Consider the following 22,326-nt stretch of genomic DNA (forward strand, 5'->3'; position numbering starts at 1 on the left):
GAACACAGGCTAGGCGTATTGTAAATAAAACCTGATAAGCGCCATAATTTGCGTGTTTAGCGGATGTTTTTGACGTGCGCTTCCTTGTATAATGTCTAGTTCAAATTAGATTCACAAAATAATAATAAGAATATTCTGTATTGCACCATAGTGCGTGGCACTTTCATGTCCTCGCCATTTTCGTCTAATAAAGGCGTACGCTTTACGCATCCCTACATCACTAATTGAACAAACTCGCTTTCCTGCTCTAACCCGAAAGGGTAAGCAGGTCATGTACAGCTTATTTTTTCATGTTGTAAAGAAGGTATTATGTCGGTAAAACACACCGTGGAACACTCATCCTATTTTTGGCCCATTATGGTGATGGCGCTGGGTACATTTACGTTGGGGCTAACCGAATTTGCGTCTATGTCTATGTTGCCATTGATCGCTGAAAGCTATTTTATTACCCCTTCTATGGCTGGAAATGTCATCAGCGGATATGCCATTGGCGTGGTAATTGGCGCGCCACTTTTTATGATCCTGACTAACAAAGCCAATCGTAGAACGTCCCTTATTTTGTTTGCCAGTATGATCTTCATTGGCAATAGTCTAAGTGCTATTGCCAGTTCCCTACCTGAACTGGTGTTTTATCGAGTATTAAGTGGCTTGCCTCATGGTGCGTATTTTGCCACCGCTTTGCTGATCGCATCAGATATGGCACCTAAAGGCCAGCGCGCCAGTTATATGTCGAAGGTTTTTGCAGGGTTAACCGTGGCCACTATTGTGGGCGTACCTTTAGCGACATTGTTAGGACAAAGTATGAGCTGGCGTGCCTGTATGGGCGTTGTTGCCATGCTTGCCTTTATTACGGTGTTTTTAATTTATTTTGTGGTACCGAGTTGCCCCATCTTAAAGCCCACACGATTGGCTGAAGAATTTAGTGTGCTGAAAAATAAATTAGTATGGTCTATCTCTGGCATTATTTTCATCGGTTTTGGTGGTGTGTTTTGTATTTACACTTACTTGGCCGACACCATTATTAACGTAACCGAAACGCCAGTATTTACCATTTCTATTGCGATGATGATGTTTGGTATAGGCACGACTATCGGAAATTTAGTGTGTGGTAAACTGGCTGATCACTTTCCGCTTGCCACCACAGGGATTGCGCTGTTGTGCAGCATTGTTGTTTCGGTGATGTATGTGTATGCGGCGTTTAATATTTATTGGCTTTATGTCAGTGTGTTCTGCTTGGGCGCAAGTGTGGGGTTGGCATCGGTAATACAGTCTATGCTGCTAGATGTGTCGGCCACAGGTCATGCCATGTTAGGAGCACTTGTGCAGTGTGCGTTTAATACCGCCAATGCTATTGGGCCTTGGGTGGGCGGTGCCTTGTTATCTACCGGGGCGAGTTTTAACGAAACCGGTTATACCGCCGCTTTGCTGTTTTCCGGTGGCTTTGTTATGTGGGCACTAAGTGCCGTACAAATGCGACAACAACGGGGGCTTCGCGCAAGCACCGCTTCCGCAGAAGCGCCAGCACGGGAAAGTGTATAAAACAACAGCAGTTAGCAAGCAAAGAGCTAAAAATAACTTGCACCTGTTATAGCGCCCCGTTATTATACGCGCCGTTCACCGCAATCGTGGTGGTGGCGGCACTTCTAAATGCGTCTATAGCTCAGTTGGTTAGAGCGCTACCTTGACATGGTAGAGGTCCCCTGTTCGAATCAGGGTAGACGCACCATCTATTATTCTTCCAAAAGTTTTTTCCAGCGTCATTTTAAAAGTATTTTAGTTTCCTAACTCACTGACAGCATTGAATTAATCGGTTTTATACAGTTTCTTTAGAATTACTGTTTCTTTTCGTTTTTCTCTTGTAAAAAAGATGAATTCTGTCAGCTTGGTCACAATTCGTGACCACTCGTGACCAAGTTGCGATTCTATTCCCTTGTTCTTTTGCTGTCTAAAATAATGCAATGCTGTTTTTTCATTAGCTTTTAACGAGGTGGCGTTGCGAAATAATATGCTGTTTGAGAGTCTGCCGTAGCCGTTTGCCGAGCAGTTAACACTAAATAGCGTGACGCCGTCAATCGATGCAAATGCAATAAACTCATTACCCCCAGTGTTTCGGAAGAACAAATGCAGAAGAACTTGATCATCTAAAAGGAGGTAATGGCTATAAGAAGAGAATAAGTCGTCTTTTAACCGTAAATTTGGATGAGCGCACAAAAGTAAAATGGATTCGGCGGAAATAGACATTTCCGATTCAAAGGGGTATTTCTTCACTTTTACAAGCTTTAAGCCGCCGTTTTTTAATGTTGAGCGATGCATGCCTTTTTTGGCAGCAGTTTCTTTTAAGCTGCTAAAAGTACGCCCTTCTGAATCTATGACAATTAAGGCATTGCTATGACGAGTAGGGGAGTGGCCCAGCAGGTTAAGCCACTCTCTAATGCGTCTTCGTCTTAAGGAAAGGCGTTTTCCTACACTAACGGGTTTAATTTTCTCTTGGGCCGCGAATTCCTCAATACGGATTTGATAGTTTAAAGATGGTACTTTTCGTTCAACAATTTCAAGCGCTTCATAGATGTTCCATCCGCAGCGGATTCGCTCGAGCACTTTATCGCTATTTAATCCAAAGGCTCTGGCTGCTGCGGACAAGCTATCGTAGACCTGACCTTGTACTTCAACTTGCCTACTATTAGATTCATAAGATGTCATGGAATTACTCCGTTCAGTTAAATTCCATAACAGTGTGTTAAGTTTTGAAGCTATTTTTTAAAAAATTTTGGCTCTGTAAACAAAAAGCTTGAACCTTTCTTCCGAAACTGATGGCTCAATTGCTTTATGCCTGTGTAAAAGATGGTCGGTTTAAGAAAAAGGAACGATTGGATATAAAGTAGCTGTAGCGCAACAGCGGAGAAGCTCGCAGATAAATGTAAAATAATGAACAAATGTTATCGAAATGGCTGGGTTAATGTAATTGGTGGAAGTTCAGTACAGTGAACTTGAACAGCGATTCCAGAATCGCTATTCACATTGAAATGGAATATGTATTGAAAGCGGAAAATAAATCATCGTTATAAATTTCGTGTAGAAAAATAGTTTTCTACATCGAAACCGAATTCACTATTTATAGCGGCGGGAATATCTCTCTCACTTAGCTCTATTGAAGAGAAACTGTGCACAGAGTATCGCTCCAAACAATTGCCTCTTAAAAACAAAAACGCGTTTCCAACTATTTGCGAAAAACGAAGGCTTTTTGAAAATGGGTATTCAATACCGGACGTGTAGCGAGAATTTATTTGCTCGTAAATTTCAGCTTCAGGTTTAGGTGTGACGTTTATTTCCATCTGAAGGCTTTCCTTACCTTGCCTTCGGTGAAATACGCGAACCCAATTTTCCGTAACAACAGAGCGATATTTCATACCAAAGCATTTGAAAGAAACGCTTTCACCTGCTGGGAATAGGTTTAGTGCAGGCCAGCCGTTTCCCACGTCTGCGAAAAATACTCGTCCTTCAAAATCAATACGGACCAAACGATGAACTTCTTGTCCACCAATGAACGCGCTGTGAAGTTGAGCATTCACATTAAGCTTTTTCAAATCAGTGAGAAAGGCGAGTGTTTTATCTGAACAAGTACCCCCGGGAACCTGTCCCTGACATGGGCGACCGTATAGTAAATCCAAGTTATGAAATGGAGTGGTAGCGAAATGCTCATACATAAGCTGTTGGATCTCGCTAATCATCGGTGTCTTTTTCCTCTAGCATTGATTGCTGAGTCGAAAACAGGATACGAATGAAAATAGTCATCGGAGTGGTCAAACTGAAAATGCTGCTTCCAAATATCGAGAAGCTCATCTCTCTCTCTACGGCCATTACGTTTTAAATAATTAACCACCATTCCCCTGATACCTGAGCCTACGTCACACGAGACCTTTTTCCTAAGCAAAATGTTAGAGGGAAGAAAGTCGTCAAATATCGTTCTTAATGTGGCTTTGTTCACTCCGTTGCTGTATAGCTCGTCATAGCACAACGTATCACTTAAAGCTTTAACTTCTCTATCCAAAAATGGGCATCGAGGCTCAACACTGTTGGCCATACATGCCATATCAAGTCGACGTAGCTCAGTGAATGTCATATCTCTTATTAATTGGTCTCTTGTTGCTTTCCAGGGTTCAACTTCAGAAAAACTATGGTACCCACCAAAAAGCTCGTCAGCGCCTTCGCCGGTGAGTGCTACTTTAATACCAACTTGGTTTGCAGCCTTTGCTAAAAGAAAAGTAGCTAAACCATTGCTTATTACTGAGGGATTGTAACTTTCAGTAGCGTAAACAACCTGATTGATGAGGCTAGGTAGTTCGGCAATCATAGGAAGAGGAATTTCAACTACGTTTTTCAGCCCTAAATATTGTGTAACAATATGAGCAGCACTTAAATCGTCTCCGTCGGCATTACCAAGCGTAAAGTAAACGATATTGTCTCGAAGCTTCGATGCAATGCTTGCAATTAGTGAGCTATCTAACCCGCCGCTTAAGAAGATTGCTACCGCTTGTTTATGATTTGGCAGTCGTTTGCGAACGCTTTCAATTAAAGCTTGCTTGATACACAAGGTACTTTGAAAACTGCTAAAGCTTTTAACTAATGTCACTGCACCAGTTTTCAAACAAATTTTCGCAACACCTTTGGGTATCGCCTCAAACCAGTCAATTGACTTAAATGCTTTTAATTCACTGGATATGAATATCTCGCCTTGGGAACTTCCAACATAAAGAGGTTTCTTCCCCATAGCGTCGCGAAGGCAAATGGCGTGGATTCTGTCGGGCTCGATTAAAACAGCAGAATAAAAGCCATCTAATTCTTCAATCACGTTTTCTTTTAGTTGCAAATAAAGCGGTAAAACAACACTAGTATCGCATTCGTGACTTTTTAGTTGATATCGATATGCCAAATCACTGAAATTATAGATCTCACCGTTTATACCCCCTAACCAGCCTTTATGCTCAAAAGGCTGCCGGCCGTTATCAGCGGTACCATTAATAGCAAGGCGCCGAAATCCGATAGCGAACTCATTCTCTGTCAATACAACTAGTTCGTCAGGTCCACGATGTTTGATTCGTTCGATGCATTCCGGGATCAATATTTCGGCTTGTTTGCCCGCTAATACTACTAGGCCGCACATTTATTTAACTTCTGCCAAGGCGGTTGGAACAGCGCTTTCATTTTTAAGTTCCGCTCTTACCTGCATTAAGAGTTGACCAAGACGGTTTTGGCCAGAACCATCCCCAGGATCGCCCCAATATTCATCGTTATCTGTCAATTCAATAAGCAAGCGGTGTCCTGTGTCTTGAAGCTTGGCTGCCAGATCGGGGTGTTGTGTGAATTTTGCCCGTAAAGCTCTCAGCATGAAACGCTCTCGAACGTTAATCCAATCGGTTCGTCCATATTTTTCTAGATGTTGATGAGCTATAGATTTGGCTAACATTGGGCTAGCAGCACATCTAATCTGTTCCTTAAGCTGGTGGGATTCAAACTTCTGTGCTTGATAATAATGCTCTGTCGTAGGCCAGATGATACTGTCGATGAAAACTGAATGTCTCGAAAAGTTTGATAGTTCTCCCCACGGTTGATCAGAGTGATAAAAGTGAACAGGTTTATCATTATTACTTTCTGATTCGAGAGGCAAATTATGACCTAACTTGTCATTCTTTGTATGCAAGTATTCCTTGTTTTCAGGCCGAATATTTGGGTTTGTGTGCACAACCGAGGTTTGGATACCATGATCATTCAAGAATTGGTGTTTACGAGGGTTGTTTGATACCAACCGCACTTTTTCAATGTCCAGTTGTTTTAAAACAGACACCGCTTCCGCATAGCTACGAACGTCTTGCTCAATACCAAGGAGTTCAAAAGCTTCTGCAGTATCGACTTGTTTATCTTCCATCGTTCGAACAGCATTTATCTTTACCGATAAGCCATGCCCACGGCCTTCTTGCAGCTGATAAACAACAATTCCACGTCCTTCTGAGGCAATGTTTTTCATTGTTTCTGTCAGTTGATCAGCGCAGTCACAATCTAAAGCGCCGAATACTTCAGACGCACGGCACGAAGAGTGTACTCGAAAGAGTGGCCATTCTCCCTGAGCAGAGATATCACCCATACAGATCACACTGTAATTTTCGTCGGAACTATCATACATTCGGAATTTGCCCATTGGCGTAGGAAGAGTGCACCAATTATCAATTTTTAGTTTCACAATACTTCTCCTATACTTCATTGCTCTCACAGATTTTAGAGCTTTGACTTTTACACGTTTTCCCTTGATTTATTGATGTAGCGTAGGCGTCGCTTAAACTTGTCATCTGTTTTAAAAAGCGGGATATTTCATTCTTATCTACGTTTTTAATTTCGAGTTTTATTTTTTCAAAGGCTTTTAGTGCAAATTCCTGCTCGAGACAATCTGTTAAAGCTTTTAATTCTTTGTAAAAAGGGCCGTTTTTAATCGCTTTTGCCAATCCCGAAATACGGTAAAAACTCTGCTCCAAAAGCAGTATTCTAGTGTCCATATGATTCATTGAACGCGAATAGATATCTGCCACTTCATCTGTTGAAAACTTCATTCTGTGTTCAGAGTTTTCACCTAAAAATTCGACGAGCCCGGCATAGAGTGCAGAGCCAACTATTTCACATTGTACTTTTTCTGAATTTATTGTTTTTTTTGAATAACTTCGACCGACATGGTGCACAGGAAACGCAACTGACTTAAGCGTCATCCTTTGATAATGCTTATTAATGATTGCCCATATCATGTCTGAACGGCGTACCTCTTTACCATTTAATAATGCGGATAAATTAGGAGTTTTTAAAAGTGCTTGGGGGTTGAGAATAAATGTACAGCCCCCTCTATTTACAGAATCCTTTGCTTCATTAATTGGATTTCGACATGGAGCAGCGATAATTGAACGAGTCAATGGAGTACCATCAAGAATACCCAAAGCGCCTGCGAATAATCGATTTTTAGCTTCTTTGACAGTTTCAAATGGATAACTAGGCTCAAGCCAAAGAGGTGTTTCTAAATGAGTGCTATGCTTTCGAGAAAGGTCATAATAATAGTCTGGGAACGTGTTACGAATTGCTTTATTTTTTTCAGTTCGGTCGGGCAATAACGCATCATCTGGTAGTTTCGCTAACCAAGCTGCGTTGTGCACTAAATCCATCAGTTGAACTCTCAAACCGTTCAATGGTGGGTTAGGGGACGAACCCTCATAAGCGCCGAAAAGAACATCTATGCGTTGCTCGCGGAACGCAGGTAACCATCCAATGTATTTGCGGGCTCGCTCATCAATGCGCATATCGTCATCAAGTAACCAGCCTATCGTGCCCGAAGTTTTTACAAGTTCGCCACCGATGTAACGTTGCAGCATTGTTCGAGCAAATGCTATACCCACTTGACCTGAAGGTCGGCTTTGAATTTTTGAACCAAATAGCCCTGATTTTGCATCGGCAAGCTGGACTTCTTCTGAAATAAAATTAACTGTTAACAGATCACCAAATGATTCATCTCTCAATTTGATAAAATCAGTTACGGTACAGCCATTGCACAAAACAAAAACTGATAATGAAGTTATGCTTGGATGGTCGTGTAAAACTCTTAGACTATTAAGTAGCGGCATGAGCGTCAGTGGGTCGGTAGAAATGACGCCTACTACAAGTTTGAAAGCTTGATGATTAGGTGCTTTTTCTAGTGTCGTTTCGACGAGCTGGCAGCGGTTAATAGGGTAGTCTAGCTTCGCACGAAAAGTTTCAAAACCAGCCAACTCAGGCATGGCTAAATGAGTAAGAGATTTGCGCATGAGCTGCTTTAAATCGTCGCGATGCGCGTGGTGACATGATAAATATGCCCGCCTAGCCATATGCTCGAACCCTAATTCATTCCATGGGCGAATATCCGACCCATAATCGATAAGCTTAACTTCTGTTTCTGTTGTTATCAGGTTTTTAGGGTGGATGTTGTTGCAGACAATACCTGCGCGGGTACAACCGTTAATGAGTTCGATCAAGCGCTTTTCGAAACCACCGTTATAGGGAGAGCTTTCTTCAAATGGATATGTTAAGAGAACCCAAGCACCGTCCCTAATGACGTGTTTGAGTGGATATATACCAGGAATATTTCTCCATTTGGCGCCACAATCACGTAAGAATTCGAACTGCGCTTCCGGGGTGCGCGTTTTCCAATAATCGATGCATTTGTAAACGATTGTGTCATCCGTAAATACAATAGCTTCTGAACCAGAACCTAGTAAACGTAAGTCTTTTGTATTGAAATGGTGGTTAACTCGGTGTTCTGCAGAAACTAATCGATGAGCGTAAACTTCTTCTTTGAGCTTTTCTAATTCGCCTCGTGAAAGCATCGTTTCTGGGCACTTTGCTGGATTGACCATTTTTGCGCCGTTACAGGTCAGATATGATTCTGAATCGTTAAAAAGCTCTAAGTGAGATTCTGCAAGGCTATCTATTACCCAAATAGTACTGCCTGGTCGAAGTTCTGAAACATTGACGGCGTAGCTTTCTAGGAGCTCAAATTCCTTGACTGGAAAGCACCCAAGTCCCAAGTTTCTCAAAGTGTTTGCTAAGTTCTCGTAGAATCTGTTGTTAGGTTCAATGTGGAAAACAACATCTAAGCCTACAAGATCGCTTGTTCGGAAAAAATGGAAAAATGCGACAATCTTATTGAGTAATTCCCTGGTCACTGAAGTTGAACAACATAGAACAATAGCTTTATTATCAGGACAACAATTTTCTGAAACTTTATTTGTTGGTGGTTTCCAAGCAAAAAGTTCATGAGCTCGTTGTTTGAAACTTGCGGCCTCTAATGTGTTCATTCGACTTTGGTACTTTTTCCAAAAAGAAGAAAGGCCGTTAAGTTTTGATTTCCCTCCGCTATTGCTTAGTCGAATTCTATTGGTCTCAGCATAGTGATCAACTAAAAACCTAGGGAGAGCTTGATAACGTAGGGTGCCTAACTCACTTAATCGAATACAAAGATCGCGGTCGGTAGAGCTAGCTAGAAATTCATCAAACCCCCCACTTTGTAGGAAAGTACTCATTCGAAGAAAAAGATTAGAGCCTTGAATTCCAGGGTTGCCGGTTAAAAACAACTGGGCTTCTAATCTGGCTGGGGCGAGGATCTGGATAGGGCACTGACAGTTACTCTCGATTCGATTCAATCCGCTGGCTACCATATCTAATTCGTAAGACTGTACTGCTTTCACGCACTCTTCAAGATAACTGGGATGCCATGAGTCATCATCATCTAAAAACGCTAACATTACATTTTCTGCAGCGTCCACTTGAGATGCCAGATATTTAACCGCGCTATTCCAACAACCACTTGCTCCATGAGTGCGCGTGTTTACTCTATAAGTCACACTACAGTTCGGTATTTCGATGTCTTGAATAGAGTTTCGATTCAGGCTACGAATATCTAAATCAGAATCATCACATACTATTAGAAAGTCGGGAGGCTTAGATTGATGCGCTATTGATGGTAGCGAGCGTTCAGCCAGTAACATGTGACGATTTTTGGTGGCCACAATTACTGCTATCTTGATTTGTGACGTCAAACTTTATCAGTCCTTTATTTATTAACGAGGTTTTTCGTGAGTTATCTAGAATACTAAGGAGAGCATTGAGTTCTCGAATGATGTTTAAAACCTTATTTTATACTCAAGAGTGTTTGCAACCTAATACTTAGACTGGAGAATGATATTACAGGGGGAAATAAATCAAATGAGTCAAATTAATATCCTTATTAATCCTGATTTGAGCACAGAGCAGAACTTAGAGCTGGTCGGATGTTAAAATATCTGTGCCGATTTGGCAATAAAAAGGCCGATTACGGAAACATATACTTTAGTATAAATTGTGGTGGCAGCGTGTCCACTTGTGTCAAAAGCATTTTGTAAAGGGTCGCGACTTATTTTCGAGTTCACTGCTTAGCGTTGGTTATTATTACTTGACCACTACAGCTAAATAGAATGGGGTAGAGATCCCCTGTTCGAATCAGGGTAGACGCACCATCTATTAAGACGTTTCAAGTTATTAATCACTAACGTAACAAACCAAAAGTTCTATTTTCAAGTCACATGCAAACATAATGTATTTTTTCTAGTGTTATTTGACTAGCCTCCTGCTTTTCGTAAAAGTTACTCTTTTTTTACTTATCTAATTCTGTACTTATTCTCTGTAATGATTAATCTAGTGAAGACTCGTTGTATAATAAATATCGAATGCTGCACCTCGGTTATCGATGAATATCCAGACTCGGCAATATATAGAAGGTGCAGTATAGATTGATCTTACAGGACTAATTAAAAATGCTTTTATGACAGGAGGAAGGGAAGATAAATCAACAGGTTCAATAAATGGTCGATACTTGTGGTCTATTGGTTGGCGTGTATCTAATAAGATAGATGAGTAATAGGTTAATTATACATGCCTGAATAAAGAATATAGCCACACGATTACACTACATCATCAACAGCAGTATACTGATAAATCCCTGGAGCGATTTTACATGTATCCATCTGAATTCGGTCGCCTGGAATAGGTCTTTGGTATCGAATAAAGTCCTTTTTCTTCCGGTGAAAAATTACTGGTTTCACTTCATGTTTAGTCAGCACTTTATGAATTGAAGCAAGGGATAGCTGAAAGTTATGCTCGCGAAGAAATTCATTTTGAATTCGTCTGACACCAAGCTTTCCATCTTTTCTGAGGCTGAGAATCCACTCTTCGATTAGATTATTAATGGGGAGTTGTGAGGGCGTCTAGAAACGTCCTGTAGGCCGTCTAGGCCTTTCTCTCTGTATCGCTTGTACCACTCTCTATTCCACACCGACGGCAAACTAGGCCTGCATTATTGGTTTCTTCGTAAAGCTCAATCCACTTCAAACGCTGTTTAATTTCTTTATTCATAGAGTCATAGTATATTGAAACGATTTCTATGAACCACACAAGTAAGCACCTAAATATTTTCAATCGACGATTTTAGCTAAAATGTTATAGATATGCTATTCTCCTTATATTAATTATTTGTTAGTAAAGGGGCATTGATGGCTTGTCAAAAATCTGTATTCAATTTATGTTTTACCTCATTTTTAATTCTGCTATTAACTGGCTGTGGTGGCGGAGAAGGTTCTGAAAATGCTTCCCCACAAGTACCGCAACCCATTTTAAATGCTCCTCAAAATGTTGAAGCGGTTGCGCAAGACGCGGAAATTTCAATTACATGGAGTAATGATGATTCAGTTGAGTCCTATGATGTTTATCTAGCTTCTGAATTAGAATTCGATTTTGAAAATTACTCAGTATATGAAAATTCAATTAGGTTGCTTGATGTCACTTCACCCGTGATATACAAGCCAGATGATTTATCTCCCTTATATAGAGTTGTGGTCGTGGCAAAGCAAGGTTCGCTAGAAATCGCGAATTCTGATTTAATTACGGTAGCACCGCGATATACCGACCAAGGTGATACTGTCCTAGATCTCCAGACAAACCTTATTTGGATGAAGTGTGCGGTTGGGCAAGAATTCAGTCAAGCGCAAAACACTTGTTTAGGTGATCCCGCGAGGTTATCGCATACAGAAACACAAACGTACATAGACGCCTATGCTCCTGAATTCCGTCTACCAACTGAATCGGAATTGATTACGCTAGTTTATTGCGATTCAGCTAAACCACGCTATTTCTTAACTGATACAGAAGAACAGTGTGAAGATACTAGTCAGGATGCCTCCATATACAGTCCATTATTCTCTGGAAACATTTTCGTTGATATCAGTGGTTATCGTTCTTCAACTATTTACGACACTTCTCATGGAGCCGTTGTTTATACTAGAGTTTCTTTTGGGCGAATAGGAGGGAAATCTAATATTCAGGCGAGCGAGCCAGCCTCTACACACGTGAGGCTTGTGAAGAAATAATAGCCAATGGCGTCAATGGTGATTAGTTGTACTTATTGAGCATTAAATCAGTATATTCTTCTTTATATTTTAATCTAGACTTTCCCCTGTCTGGAACTTTGGTTAGGTTAATTAATAAGCTGAAGCTGTAAGGTAAATCGAAATTTATACTTTCTATAAATCTATCTTGTTAGCCCGAAACAAATCAATATGATTTTCTTTATACACCTTCGTTGATCCCACATCGGCGTATGTAGCTCTTGCCTAAGGGTCTTAACCTGCGTTATCAAACATATGTATAGCCAGTGTGTAGCGTGATTTTTTCATAGTCGTCTCCTGCATTAATCATTGCAGAAAACTCCAATTAAGTCTGTCTCAGTTTAGGGGAAGTGGACACCATAGCTCGTAAAAAGTGCAGCGAGTATCGAATATTATTGGCAGAGAGCGTTGATCCAGAATTACATCGTTAAGAAGCAATAAGGCAAGCCGAATCGCATTCTAATACGTTTAGGATTGTTGGTGAAAAATGGATTGAAAGTTACAGCTCGAAGAAACCTAAAATCACGGCAGACAAAATGTGTCGGCTGTTAGATAATCATCTATTTCCAAAGCTTGGGAAGGCTGCCGTTGATTATATAACAGCATCCCACGTGTTATTGAGGTACTACAGATGGGGACGTGAACTGTAATCTTAGATAGAGGACATCGTGTTAAAATTGAATTATCTAAAACGAAAAGTTCTTGCTCAAATAGATCATCATATAGTGCTGTTTGTAATGGCTCTGGTTCCTCGATAGGATCACTAAAACAATTGACGGATATCTCACTACATAGAGATCTAAATAATTGTTTGAGTGACATTATTACTAGTAACAAAAAATATACCTTAGGGAAAGAGGATGAAAAATAGAAATTATAAAAATACCATCACGGTTTGTAGAGAAAAAAGTAGTGGTAAAAATTTTCCCGCAACGTTTGATACCAGAAATAATGACATTTGCGCTGAAGTTTATAATTGGGAAGAGTTTTATTCTTTTGATAATGGGGAGCTAATTCTCGAAGACACCAATGTCAACTTTATCTCATTGCACAACTGTATTATTTCACCTTCAGCAATATGTAGATCTGGGAAGAGGTATAATAAAAATATCGTTCATTCGGATTCAGCTGTTATTGGCCCCAGTCCATGGGGAATTTCCGATAAGATTAAAAGAATACACTTTTCGATCGATGAGGCTTTAGAGCTTTTTTCGAATGGTAATATTTTGATTGACTTTGTTCATAAATATAGAAATGGAGATTTTAATTCTAGTCTTTTTAGTATTGCAGTTTCTGGATATAAAATTACTTTTAATATTTCGTTCGGTATAAATTCTGATTTAAATGTTGACCCGATAATAAAGGGTATTAATTGTTGCGTTGAATTTAATGAGCCAATTAACCTTGAAGACATTCATAATGGTATATGGTGTGTTTTGAGCTTTGTAACTCTATGCTTGGGTAATACGATTTTGCCGAAAAATGTCAGTATATCGAGATGTACATATGATAAATGGAATGAGCATATAGAACAAAACTATCAAGAAGACTTTAAACTGAGCATGCATGAAGTGATGTGGGTAGACCAAAGATTCGGTGAGCGATTTAAACAGAGTAGAATGGCTCTATATCGGGTTAACACTGAAGATGAAATGGATTTATTTGCGGCTGCACTGAAGGTTTGGGTCCAGCTTACTGATACTGATTGGGGTGATGCATCAAGGCATATGCACAGGACCTTATCTTTAAACCAGAATCATTTTACGTCTGAAAGAGCTTTAAACGCCTTCCGTTGGTTAGAGTCCATTCCAACTTTCTTACCGAAGAAATTAGGAAGAGATAACGTTATTGATGATCTTGTAAATTTGGTGATTGAAAAGACTTCAGAGTACGATTTCATTCAAGATCGAGGGCGAATTAACGGGTTGTTGAGTAAATTAAACTATGAAACCTTTAGAAAGCAAATTGATAGGACGATACAAGAGCTTTCCTTAGAATTTCCATTGTTGGATACAATTCCTTCTATCACTGCTCATTTAATCAATTCTAGATTAGTGAGAGCAAAGGCTGCACATGGACTTCTAGATTGGAAGGTCAAAGATAAAATTGACCCATTTAAAAGTGTTATTGCTCTTGAGACTCTATGCTTTTTATTAACAATGAAAGAATTACCACGTTCAGATTTTATAAACAACTCTATGGAATTTTATCGTATATTAGATGATGCAAAGCGTTCTTTGCGTTGAAATTTTCAATGAAGGAAGTTCATAAATAATGATATCTTTTATATTGCTTTGTTAGACAAAAGGGATGATATCCTTTACAGCTAAAGGAAACTAAGGTTGTTTTGGTAGGATATGGTGTTTATATGTGCTGGGTTACTAATTTTATGTACCTGCCAATCTCAATTTATTCTATAGAAAGTTAAGGATGGGAAGATTAATATGAATAAGAAAGAGCTTGAAGCTCTCGCAAAGGAAGCGGTCAAAGGCATTAAAACACCTGAAGACTTAAATGAATTCAGTGAGCTATTGAAAAAGATCACCGTTGAAGCGGCATTGAACGCTGAAATGGATGAACATCTTTTTTACGAAAAGCACCAAAAACTCTACCTCAGCGAACAATCGCCACGGTAAGAGCAGTAAAAGGGTTAAAACCGAAGATTGGGAGTTTGAATTCGACACGCTTCGCGACCGTGAAGGCTCCTTTGTGCTCAAAATCGTTAAAAAGCATTAATTCCGCTTTGCATCCATGGACGATAAAATCCTGCGGCTATACGCGCAGAGCATAAGCACTCGTGAAATAGTTGCTGCATTCGATGAATGGTACGGCAGAACAAAGATTAAAAAGAGTACCTTCTTTACTGAAGCCAAATATTTTTTCTCACTAGTAGTTAGCGTCACTTGAATGGAGGCTTGTATGAGGCGGTACATTGTAATGATTAACACCGCTCATAGCTGCGCTAATATGTTATAATCGTTGAATTAATTCTTTTTATGTCATTGTAGTTTATGGCCCAGTTTCTCTCTCCAATTAATCAGTTTCTTAGTCCTTATTACGATCAGATGAGCTTGATGTTAATAGCGACGCTATTGGTAATCTATGGCGATCTCATCAATAAGCACATCAAACAGTTCATCAAAGGTTACCATTTTTTACTGCGCAGCCTGTTGTTTGTAGTCTTGTGTGCCTTTGGCTATGGGGCGTTGACCTTATGGGCCGCGCCGTTATTTAAACATATAATTTTTTATCTGCCTTATCACTATCGCGGCGTCGCGTTTATCGGTGCGTTCTTGGTGATGGGGCTATTGGCCGAACGACGGCGTTATATTTAAAAGGGGCGCTTTTGAACGACAATCATTTATCTGCTACTTTTTATCAAACTCAACGCAAGGTGACCGCGGTTAAATGAATAAGCAAAAAAGCCCCATAGATCCAGCATGCTGCCCCTTGTGCAACAGTCCAAATCAATGCGCCAATGTATCAGGCAGTGAGCAACCTTGTTGGTGCATGGCCGCAGACGTTGTGTTTACTCCCCATGTGTTGCAACAAGTACCGGCCAATCTCAAACACAAAGCCTGTATTTGCCAAGGGTGCGCCAAAAAGCCCAATTAAAAGCAGTGCTTCCCTTTGGGAATAATGAACTTCTTTGGTAAGACTGGTTCAACATAATTGTGCACCGGCTACCTTATTTTTGATAATCTTGAATCGGTAAGGCGCGTAGCCACATAATAGCTACCGTTCTGTTTAACATACTTTTTAAGGAATGGTTTTGAAGCAAACCCATTTTTATCAACCCAAAGACGGGCATGGCCTTGCTCACGATCCATTTAACGCCATTATTGCACCGCGCCCCATTGGGTGGATATCCACAAAGTCTAAGTCTGGGGTGCTAAATCTTGCGCCTTATAGCTTTTTTAACGCGTTAAACTATACGCCCCCCATTATTGGTTTTTCGGTGGTAGGCAGTAAAAAAGATTCCCTTATTAACGTGCAGGAAACCGGTGAATTCTGCTGGAACCTAGTGTCTGAAGATTTAGCAAAAGCGATGAATACAACCAGTAAACCCCTGACGTTCGATGAAAGTGAATTTGACCATGCCGGGCTTGCCAGTGTAAAAAGCGAAGTGGTTGATGTACCTCGGGTTAAGGCAAGCAAAGTAAGTATGGAATGCAAGCTGAGTGATGTGGTGCAGCTAAAAACAGCCAGCGGCGATGCCGTCAATAGTTGGTTTGTTATCGGCGAAGTGGTGGGTGTGCATATCGATAAATCCCTCATAGAAAATGGCGTTTACCGTACCCTTAAAAGTGCGCCTGTCACCCGGGGTGGCGGGCAAGGTGATTACTTTACGCTATCTAAAGACAACTTTTTTGAAATGCTACGGCCGGAATAATTGTCACTGTTCGTAAAGAAAGCCTCTGTCTTCATCATCCTGATAGAAGACGTTGAATAATATAAAAATTTAAATATAACGATTCGAGATAACGATGAACCCAGTTGTTTTATCTGTTTGTATCATGCTGGTTTTGGCATTGATGCGTGTAAATGTGGTGGTGGCGCTTGTTTTTAGTGCCATCGTTGGTGGCTGGTATTCTGGCATGAGTCTAATCGACGCCGTATCAACCTTTGAAAGTGGCTTAGGTGGCGGGGCAACCATTGCCTTAAGTTATGCTATGTTGGGTACGTTTGCCGTGGCAATTTCTCGTTCTGGGGTAACAGATTTGCTGGCACAATCTGTTATCAAGCGTTTTATTGGGCATGACAATCAAGCGGCGTCTACCGGTTTAAAATACGCGCTGATTTTTGCGTTGCTGCTTATTACCATGTCATCGCAAAACATTATTCCTGTGCACATTGCCTTTATTCCGATTTTGATCCCCCCTCTATTAGGTGTTTTTGCCAAACTGAAACTTGACCGACGTTTAGTCGCCTGTGTCTTAACCTTCGGTTTGATTACGCCATATATGGTGTTACCTATTGGCTTTGGAGGTATTTTTTTAAACAATATCCTACTTAAAAACTTGCACGATAATGGCCTTGCCGGCATCACTGCCGCGCAAATTCCTCATGCCATGTTATTGCCTGGTGCCGGTATGGTTTTTGGTTTGTTAGTGGCGGTATTTATCAGTTATCGCAAACCCCGAGAATATACCGTGAGCGAATACACCGCGCCCCAAGCTGAAACCCAACCCATCAACCAAAAGCACATTATCGTATCCATCGTCGCCATCATTGCTGCGCTGGGTGTGCAATTGTTGTCTGGCTCGATGATTATCGGTGCTTTAGTGGGTTTTACCGTTTTTAACCTAGGCGGTGTGGTTGCCTGGAAAGACACCAACGACGTATTTACTAAAGGTGTCCACTTGATGGCAATGATTGGGTTTATCATGATTGCGGCGGCGGGTTTTGCTGAAGTGATGAAAGCCACCAATGGCGTGGAAAGCTTGGTTCAGTCGTTATCGACCTCTATTGGCGACAACAAGCCGCTCGCGGCCTTTCTTATGCTGGTTGTGGGTTTATTAGTCACGATGGGTATTGGTTCGTCGTTTTCAACCATTCCAATTATTGCGACTATTTATGTGCCACTTGCTATAGCGTTTGGGTTTTCACCCATGGCTACCGTGGCGCTTGTGGGCACGGCAGCGGCTCTTGGTGATGCGGGTTCACCAGCATCAGATTCAACCTTGGGGCCAACATCAGGGTTAAACGTTGACGGGCAACACGAACACATTTGGCAGACGGTGGTGCCTACCTTTTTGCATTACAACCTGCCATTGATCGCCTTTGGTTGGTTAGCGGCCATGACACTCTAAATAGACGGGGTCTGGTAACCCTTTAGGTTTCAGGCCCATCTAGGGTAAATACCAAATGTCGGCGCATGTCTTTTAGCACCACGCCTTTTTTCACGAGGGCTGCACTTAAACGCTTTTGCCATATTTTCAATGTGGGCTGGGCAGCGATTAGTGCGGCCTCATCTGCAAACTGAAAACGCAGTAAAAGGGAATCGGGGAAGTGGTGATATTGCATGTCAAACCAACATTGCAGCATACCCTCAAGTTCTTCCCGGCCTTGTTGTTCAAGGGTATCAGCAACGCTTAATACGCAGGCTTGCTGTTTTCGTTGTACGCTAGACAGTGTTTTCATGGCATGGGGGTCTCTATAACTATTTCCACGCTTTGTGTACAGTCAGCGCCTTCAATGTTTAGCCACATCTGTCCGTCTTGTATGGTTACCTGAATTTGCATCGAACGGCGTACCGTGTCAGCTAACACCGCCGCAAGTGGGCCTGGTAGGGTGTACACCGATAAGTTCTTTTTGAGGGCCAAGGCGTTGGCTTCTTTTTTCCACCACATATCAAAACTGTTGTCGGCGTAAGCGTAAATCATCATTTGCTGACTTTGATTACAGCCTTTTTTGATACGTTGTTCTGACGGTTGACCAAGCTCAATCCACAACTCAATTTCGTCACTGTAGCTTTTTTGCCATAAATCGGGCACCTCATCGTCAGACAACCCCTTGGTAAATTGGAGTCTTTCGTGGGCATTGGCAATAAAAGCGATGATTCGAAGCATCATGCGTTCATCGTTTTCAGATGGGTGCCGAGCAATGGTCAGATTATGGTCGTGATAGTAGTTGCGATCCATGTCGGTTATCGACAGGTCGACCTTAAAGATAGTTGCTTTTAATGCCATGGTGATTCCGGTTCATCGGTAAGGTATTGCGATTTGCGGCGTATAGTATCAGTTAACGCTGGGTTGCGCTCTTAGGTCGGCGGATTTTTCTGTAACCTTTTACTCAGTTCACGCTGTGGTATTTGTCGCCACGGCGGATACTCCCGATGCTATCAATGGGCCTAGCTCATGCTTTAAAACTAGACACCAAGGTATTCGTTTCTTTGGCAATAATTGATAAGTTTTGCGCCGATTCCGTGGCTATTTTCACGCCGTGGGATATTTCTTCGGATTGTGCCGCAATAGTATTCACATTCTCACTCACGCTGTCTGAGGTTGCGTCTTGTTGTTCCGTGGCCGAGGCGACGCTATCAGTCATATTCTTAACGTTTATAATTATTTGAGATAACTCGTTCATCGCCGTCGTCACCAAATTGACAAGGTGGATGCCGCCATCAGCTGCGGTGGATGCTTTATCCATTTCCTTAACCGACAAGCTCGATGCATTATTCATTCTTTCTACTATCTGGGATATCTCGACGGTACTCTTTTGAGAGCGGTTTGCCAACGTCCTTACTTCATCGGCAACCACCGAAAACCCCCGTCCAGCTTCGCCAGCTCTTGCTGCCTCTATTGCAGCATTAAGGGCTAGAAGGTTGGTTTGATCAGCAATGGATGTAATATCACTTAGTAAACTGTTGATTAAGGAGACTTCATTTTGCAGTGATGAAATCACGTCTTTTGAGTCGCCAAGCAGTTTTACCAGCAGCTTTATATTGTCGGCTGCAAGTGTTGCTCGTTCCATGTTTTCTTTAAGGCTGTCCGAGGCGTTATCACTGGCATCACGGGTTTCAACAGTACTTCGTGATACATCGGCTATGGTCATAGACAGTTCTTCAACGGAGCTAGCAACCATCAGTGTTTCTTGTTTTTGTTCGGTAACACTTTTATTGCTTTGTTCCATCACACTGCTCAATTCCTCTGCGGCATGGGACAAACGTTGTGCATTGTCTTTAATGCTACGAACAATTTTTTGAACCTGTTCGATAAAAGTATTAAAGGGAAGAATGATGTTATCTATTTCGGGTATCGATGACGGCGTTAGTCGAATGGTAAGGTCGCCATTTCCGCTAGAAAGTTCATTGCAGGCTTTACCAAACAATAATAGTGGCTTAATCAGAACTTTTGCTAACCAAAGTGCCAGTGCAATTGCGATACACAAAATAATTAAAGCTTCTACTAAGGTGGATAGCATTAACGTAGAGCGAAGAACGAAGACTGGCGACAACGCCTCGTCTACATCTATTTCAGCTAAAATCGCGTAGGTATAGTCGCCAATATTAAGGGGGATATAGGAAGAAAAAACTTGTACGCCACGGTAATCTTCAAGTGTTGTAAAACCTTCTTTCCCTTCTAAGGCAAGGTTAACGGATGAGGTTTTCACCGGCTGTATACCAACGGCAGTGCCGGCATCCTTGATTCGGCCTGCAACTGAGGGCTGCTGGACTTCGAGAGCGTTTATATAATCGGTTTGATTTTCTAAGAAAAAGCGGCTTTCTGTAACCAATAATTTGTCGGGCGAAACTAAAAAGGTTTCTCCTGACGCACCAAAGCCATTTTCAGACCAGTTTTGGTTGTGTGTGAGTATTGAGCCAATTTTATCGATAGGGATCTGAAATATTAAAATACCAATAACCGTCCCATTTTCATCTGTTATTGGGCTGGATAAGAACCCGGCTAACGCATCGTAAGAGGGTAAGTATTTGGCGATTTTACTTACCGCTACGAGGTTGTTGTCGGTGGCACTTTTCGATAACGAGAAGGCTTTACCAATTTCTGTGTTTGCATAGGGGCCGTCGATCAAACTTGTCGCAAAGTCTAATTCTTTGTAGACGCTATAGACAATGTTTCCTGTCGTTACATCTGCGATAAAAATATCATAATAGCCAAATTCGTTTAAAAAACGTCTTATTTCCTCATGATATTGAGAATGCACGGTTGCATAGGTGGTTTTATTATTTAAATCCACCAGCGCATCCTTTTGTCCAATAGGGAAGCGGGAATTAGCTATAAAGTCATGCTGCAGTTGCTTTGCGTGTAACGGAAGCGGTTGAATCAGCGAGGTCGGTTGTGCCAAGGCATCGACGTTGCGCTCTTGGTATCGCTGCGCAAACTCATTGGAATAGTAACTTGAGAGTAAATTGTCTTGAGAAGGCGAGTAAGCCTCGCGCTCTAGTGCATACTTTTTATACGCCGGAACAAACCGTTTAGTTGCTTCTACAATTAAGGAGGACGAAGAAAAATTACGGATCTGTTTTTCGTTAAAAGATAAGTAATCTTGAATCGCTTGTTTCGATTGTACCGCTTGTAGTCGCAATTTATCTTTTGCTGAGGTTTCTAGCGCGTCAGAGGCGCTGGTTACCGACACATATAGCGATAAACCGGCCATCAGTAACACTGCAATTGATACTAAAGATACAAAAGCAATAATTAATCTTTTTTTCAGTGTCACTCTGTTTCCTCTTTGTGATAACAGGTAGTTGTCTATTGATGCATTTTTTGCAGAAACGAACCTTAACTAAGATATAGCCGATTTTTTATAAAACGAAAGCGCCACCGTTAAATGGCTATTTAATTAACGTTGTTGAGTACAATAATTGATTGTGCAAAAGTAACGGCAACAATACCGTGATGTAGGGATACATTTTTATGTACCCAAGCAACGAGAGATAACCAAGGAGACAGATGTGCCATTTACCTTGTCAGAAGACCAATTAGCGAAGACTGAACAAGCATTGGGCGTGAAATTGCCGGAGGAATACCGTGCAGCGATGAAATTGGACAATGGTGGCGAAACGTCAACCGACGATGATGACTGGACGTTTTATTCTATTAAAGATACCTCGGATAAAAAGAGGCTTTAGCCATTGCGGGCAACGGCTTGGGTGACCAAATGGTTTTTATTAAGGAAGCCGAGAGGTTTTTAAATGCCGTTTTTTTATGGTTTCATGAAACAGGCGAGCTAAAAAAATTAACCTCAACATTTGCTGAATTAGAAAAAAGGTAATAAGGTAATTTTAATCCAGTTTTTGTTCTTTTCTTTTGTTGTTCAAGCTAACGAGAATGTATATCCATTTAAATTAGAAAAAACCAGTTTGATTGAAGCACTAGCGGAGAGGGTTAGCACGCTAACCCGACACTAAAATGACGATAAAACATAGCGGATCATGCCTTTGTGGTCGCGTGAAGTATGCGCTTGTAGGTGATTTTCAGTCTTTTTTCTTGTGTTATTGCACTCGCTGTCAAAAAGACACCGGTTCAGCCCATGCTGCAAATTTATTTGCTAAAGGAAGCACCTTGAATTGGTTGCAAGGTGAAAGTTACGTCAGCACTTATTTGCACCCAAACACACTTCATGCAAAAAGTTTTTGTCAACACTGCGGTTCAGCACTACCTACGTACGCCCACAGTATTAACAGCGTAGTGGTTCCCGCTGGCAGCCTTGATAGCCCAGTTCCCATTGCCCCCACGGCTAAAATTTTTGAGGATAGTTGCGCCAACTGGTCTAAAAATTTGCACCGTGTACCTGGCTATAAAAAACTGCCTAAGTAACCTCATTATTGAATAGTAATTTGCTGCAGGGCATGACTGAAAAGTCGTGGAGGGGAATATAC

At 41.3% G+C, this 22,326-nt stretch carries 18 protein-coding genes, 1 tRNA gene and 1 pseudogene; 11 read left to right on the forward strand and 9 right to left on the reverse strand.

Going from position 1 to position 22,326, the window contains the following annotated elements:
* Positions 1 to 309 precede the first annotated feature (309 nt).
* Positions 310 to 1,539 (forward strand): MFS transporter, encoded by a 1,230-nt coding sequence (locus KO501_RS11780; RefSeq protein WP_216029872.1) that lies wholly within the window; start codon positions 310 to 312, stop codon positions 1,537 to 1,539.
* Between the two features lie 110 nt (positions 1,540 to 1,649).
* Positions 1,650 to 1,726 (forward strand) — tRNA-Val (locus KO501_RS11785).
* 77 nt (positions 1,727 to 1,803) lie between these two features.
* On the opposite strand, the gene KO501_RS11790 is transcribed toward KO501_RS11785, so the two are convergent.
* The 6 genes and pseudogenes from KO501_RS11790 to KO501_RS18345 form a co-directional block, all read right to left on the reverse strand.
* A complete protein-coding gene (locus KO501_RS11790; RefSeq protein ID WP_252728379.1) occupies positions 1,804 to 2,700 on the reverse strand; it encodes a hypothetical protein in 897 nt (298 codons plus the stop codon).
* Positions 2,701 to 3,059: 359 nt separating this feature from the next.
* Positions 3,060 to 3,728: an arylamine N-acetyltransferase gene (locus KO501_RS11795; protein WP_216029873.1), complete on the reverse strand. Its 669-nt coding sequence runs from the start codon at positions 3,726 to 3,728 to the stop codon at positions 3,060 to 3,062.
* A complete protein-coding gene (locus KO501_RS11800; protein WP_216029874.1) occupies positions 3,725 to 5,161 on the reverse strand; it encodes an asparagine synthetase B in 1,437 nt (478 codons plus the stop codon). The genes KO501_RS11795 and KO501_RS11800 overlap by 4 nt, the downstream gene beginning before the upstream one ends.
* Positions 5,162 to 6,235, reverse strand: a complete 1,074-nt coding sequence (gene ribA, locus KO501_RS11805) for a GTP cyclohydrolase II RibA (protein ID WP_216029875.1) — start codon at positions 6,233 to 6,235, stop codon at positions 5,162 to 5,164.
* 10 nt (positions 6,236 to 6,245) lie between these two features.
* Positions 6,246 to 9,602, reverse strand: coding sequence for a glycosyltransferase family A protein (locus tag KO501_RS11810; RefSeq protein ID WP_216029876.1), 3,357 nt, complete (start codon positions 9,600 to 9,602; stop codon positions 6,246 to 6,248).
* A 909-nt stretch (positions 9,603 to 10,511) separates the two neighbouring features.
* Positions 10,512 to 10,953: pseudogene (locus KO501_RS18345) on the reverse strand (helix-turn-helix domain-containing protein); the annotation flags it as partial.
* Between the two features lie 137 nt (positions 10,954 to 11,090).
* Here KO501_RS18345 and KO501_RS11820 point away from each other — a divergent pair.
* The 7 genes from KO501_RS11820 to KO501_RS11850 all read left to right on the forward strand — a co-directional run bounded on the left by KO501_RS11820 (position 11,091) and on the right by KO501_RS11850 (position 17,794).
* Positions 11,091 to 11,963: a DUF1566 domain-containing protein gene (locus KO501_RS11820; protein WP_216029878.1), complete on the forward strand. Its 873-nt coding sequence runs from the start codon at positions 11,091 to 11,093 to the stop codon at positions 11,961 to 11,963.
* 878 nt (positions 11,964 to 12,841) lie between these two features.
* Entirely contained in the window at positions 12,842 to 14,227 is a 1,386-nt protein-coding gene (locus KO501_RS11825; protein ID WP_216029879.1) for a hypothetical protein, read from the forward strand.
* A 198-nt stretch (positions 14,228 to 14,425) separates the two neighbouring features.
* Complete coding sequence (locus tag KO501_RS18350; RefSeq protein ID WP_252728380.1) at positions 14,426 to 14,617, forward strand: hypothetical protein; 192 nt, start codon at positions 14,426 to 14,428, stop codon at positions 14,615 to 14,617.
* Positions 14,618 to 14,992: 375 nt separating this feature from the next.
* The gene (locus KO501_RS11835; RefSeq protein ID WP_216029880.1) at positions 14,993 to 15,316 is read left to right on the forward strand and encodes a DUF3392 family protein; all 324 of its coding nucleotides are present in this window, start codon (positions 14,993 to 14,995) and stop codon (positions 15,314 to 15,316) included.
* A gap of 73 nt (positions 15,317 to 15,389) precedes the next feature.
* The gene (locus KO501_RS11840; protein ID WP_216029881.1) at positions 15,390 to 15,596 is read left to right on the forward strand and encodes a cysteine-rich CWC family protein; all 207 of its coding nucleotides are present in this window, start codon (positions 15,390 to 15,392) and stop codon (positions 15,594 to 15,596) included.
* A 157-nt stretch (positions 15,597 to 15,753) separates the two neighbouring features.
* A complete protein-coding gene (locus tag KO501_RS11845; RefSeq protein ID WP_216029882.1) occupies positions 15,754 to 16,374 on the forward strand; it encodes a flavin reductase family protein in 621 nt (206 codons plus the stop codon).
* Positions 16,375 to 16,468: 94 nt separating this feature from the next.
* A complete protein-coding gene (locus KO501_RS11850; RefSeq protein ID WP_216029883.1) occupies positions 16,469 to 17,794 on the forward strand; it encodes a Na+/H+ antiporter family protein in 1,326 nt (441 codons plus the stop codon).
* A gap of 22 nt (positions 17,795 to 17,816) precedes the next feature.
* Here the strand turns inward: KO501_RS11850 and KO501_RS11855 are convergent, their stop codons facing one another.
* From KO501_RS11855 to KO501_RS11865, 3 genes are all read right to left on the reverse strand, one after another.
* On the reverse strand, positions 17,817 to 18,125 hold the full coding sequence (locus KO501_RS11855; RefSeq protein ID WP_216029884.1) for a hypothetical protein: 309 nt from the start codon (positions 18,123 to 18,125) through the stop codon (positions 17,817 to 17,819).
* Entirely contained in the window at positions 18,122 to 18,673 is a 552-nt protein-coding gene (locus tag KO501_RS11860) for a YaeQ family protein (RefSeq protein WP_216029885.1), read from the reverse strand. The genes KO501_RS11855 and KO501_RS11860 overlap by 4 nt, the downstream gene beginning before the upstream one ends.
* 166 nt (positions 18,674 to 18,839) lie before the next feature.
* Complete coding sequence (locus tag KO501_RS11865; protein ID WP_216029886.1) at positions 18,840 to 21,164, reverse strand: methyl-accepting chemotaxis protein; 2,325 nt, start codon at positions 21,162 to 21,164, stop codon at positions 18,840 to 18,842.
* 235 nt (positions 21,165 to 21,399) lie between these two features.
* On the opposite strand from KO501_RS11865, the gene KO501_RS18355 reads away from it, so the two are divergent.
* Positions 21,400 to 21,576, forward strand: coding sequence for an SMI1/KNR4 family protein (locus tag KO501_RS18355; RefSeq protein WP_354667828.1), 177 nt, complete (start codon positions 21,400 to 21,402; stop codon positions 21,574 to 21,576).
* 280 nt (positions 21,577 to 21,856) lie between these two features.
* On the forward strand, positions 21,857 to 22,264 hold the full coding sequence (locus tag KO501_RS11875) for a GFA family protein (protein ID WP_216029887.1): 408 nt from the start codon (positions 21,857 to 21,859) through the stop codon (positions 22,262 to 22,264).
* Positions 22,265 to 22,326 lie beyond the last annotated feature (62 nt).

Origin of the sequence: Alteromonas sp. C1M14 (genome assembly GCF_018860965.1) — a bacterium.
In the GTDB taxonomy this organism is placed as follows: Bacteria; Pseudomonadota; Gammaproteobacteria; order Enterobacterales; family Alteromonadaceae; genus Alteromonas.

What these genes read in the sequence shown, in the direction of transcription:
- KO501_RS11790 (WP_252728379.1), bottom strand. Translation starts at nt 2,700, where the DNA reads ATGACATCTTATGAATCTAATAGTAGGCAAGTTGAAGTACAAGGTCAG.
- KO501_RS11840 (WP_216029881.1), top strand. Translation starts at nt 15,390, where the DNA reads ATGAATAAGCAAAAAAGCCCCATAGATCCAGCATGCTGCCCCTTGTGC.
- KO501_RS11850 (WP_216029883.1), top strand. Translation starts at nt 16,469, where the DNA reads ATGAACCCAGTTGTTTTATCTGTTTGTATCATGCTGGTTTTGGCATTG.
- KO501_RS11860 (WP_216029885.1), bottom strand. Translation starts at nt 18,673, where the DNA reads ATGGCATTAAAAGCAACTATCTTTAAGGTCGACCTGTCGATAACCGAC.
- KO501_RS11800 (WP_216029874.1), bottom strand. Translation starts at nt 5,161, where the DNA reads ATGTGCGGCCTAGTAGTATTAGCGGGCAAACAAGCCGAAATATTGATC.
- KO501_RS11795 (WP_216029873.1), bottom strand. Translation starts at nt 3,728, where the DNA reads ATGATTAGCGAGATCCAACAGCTTATGTATGAGCATTTCGCTACCACT.
- KO501_RS11875 (WP_216029887.1), top strand. Translation starts at nt 21,857, where the DNA reads ATGACGATAAAACATAGCGGATCATGCCTTTGTGGTCGCGTGAAGTAT.
- KO501_RS11820 (WP_216029878.1), top strand. Translation starts at nt 11,091, where the DNA reads ATGGCTTGTCAAAAATCTGTATTCAATTTATGTTTTACCTCATTTTTA.
- KO501_RS11855 (WP_216029884.1), bottom strand. Translation starts at nt 18,125, where the DNA reads ATGAAAACACTGTCTAGCGTACAACGAAAACAGCAAGCCTGCGTATTA.
- KO501_RS11825 (WP_216029879.1), top strand. Translation starts at nt 12,842, where the DNA reads ATGAAAAATAGAAATTATAAAAATACCATCACGGTTTGTAGAGAAAAA.
- KO501_RS11780 (WP_216029872.1), top strand. Translation starts at nt 310, where the DNA reads ATGTCGGTAAAACACACCGTGGAACACTCATCCTATTTTTGGCCCATT.
- KO501_RS18350 (WP_252728380.1), top strand. Translation starts at nt 14,426, where the DNA reads ATGAATAAGAAAGAGCTTGAAGCTCTCGCAAAGGAAGCGGTCAAAGGC.
- KO501_RS11835 (WP_216029880.1), top strand. Translation starts at nt 14,993, where the DNA reads ATGGCCCAGTTTCTCTCTCCAATTAATCAGTTTCTTAGTCCTTATTAC.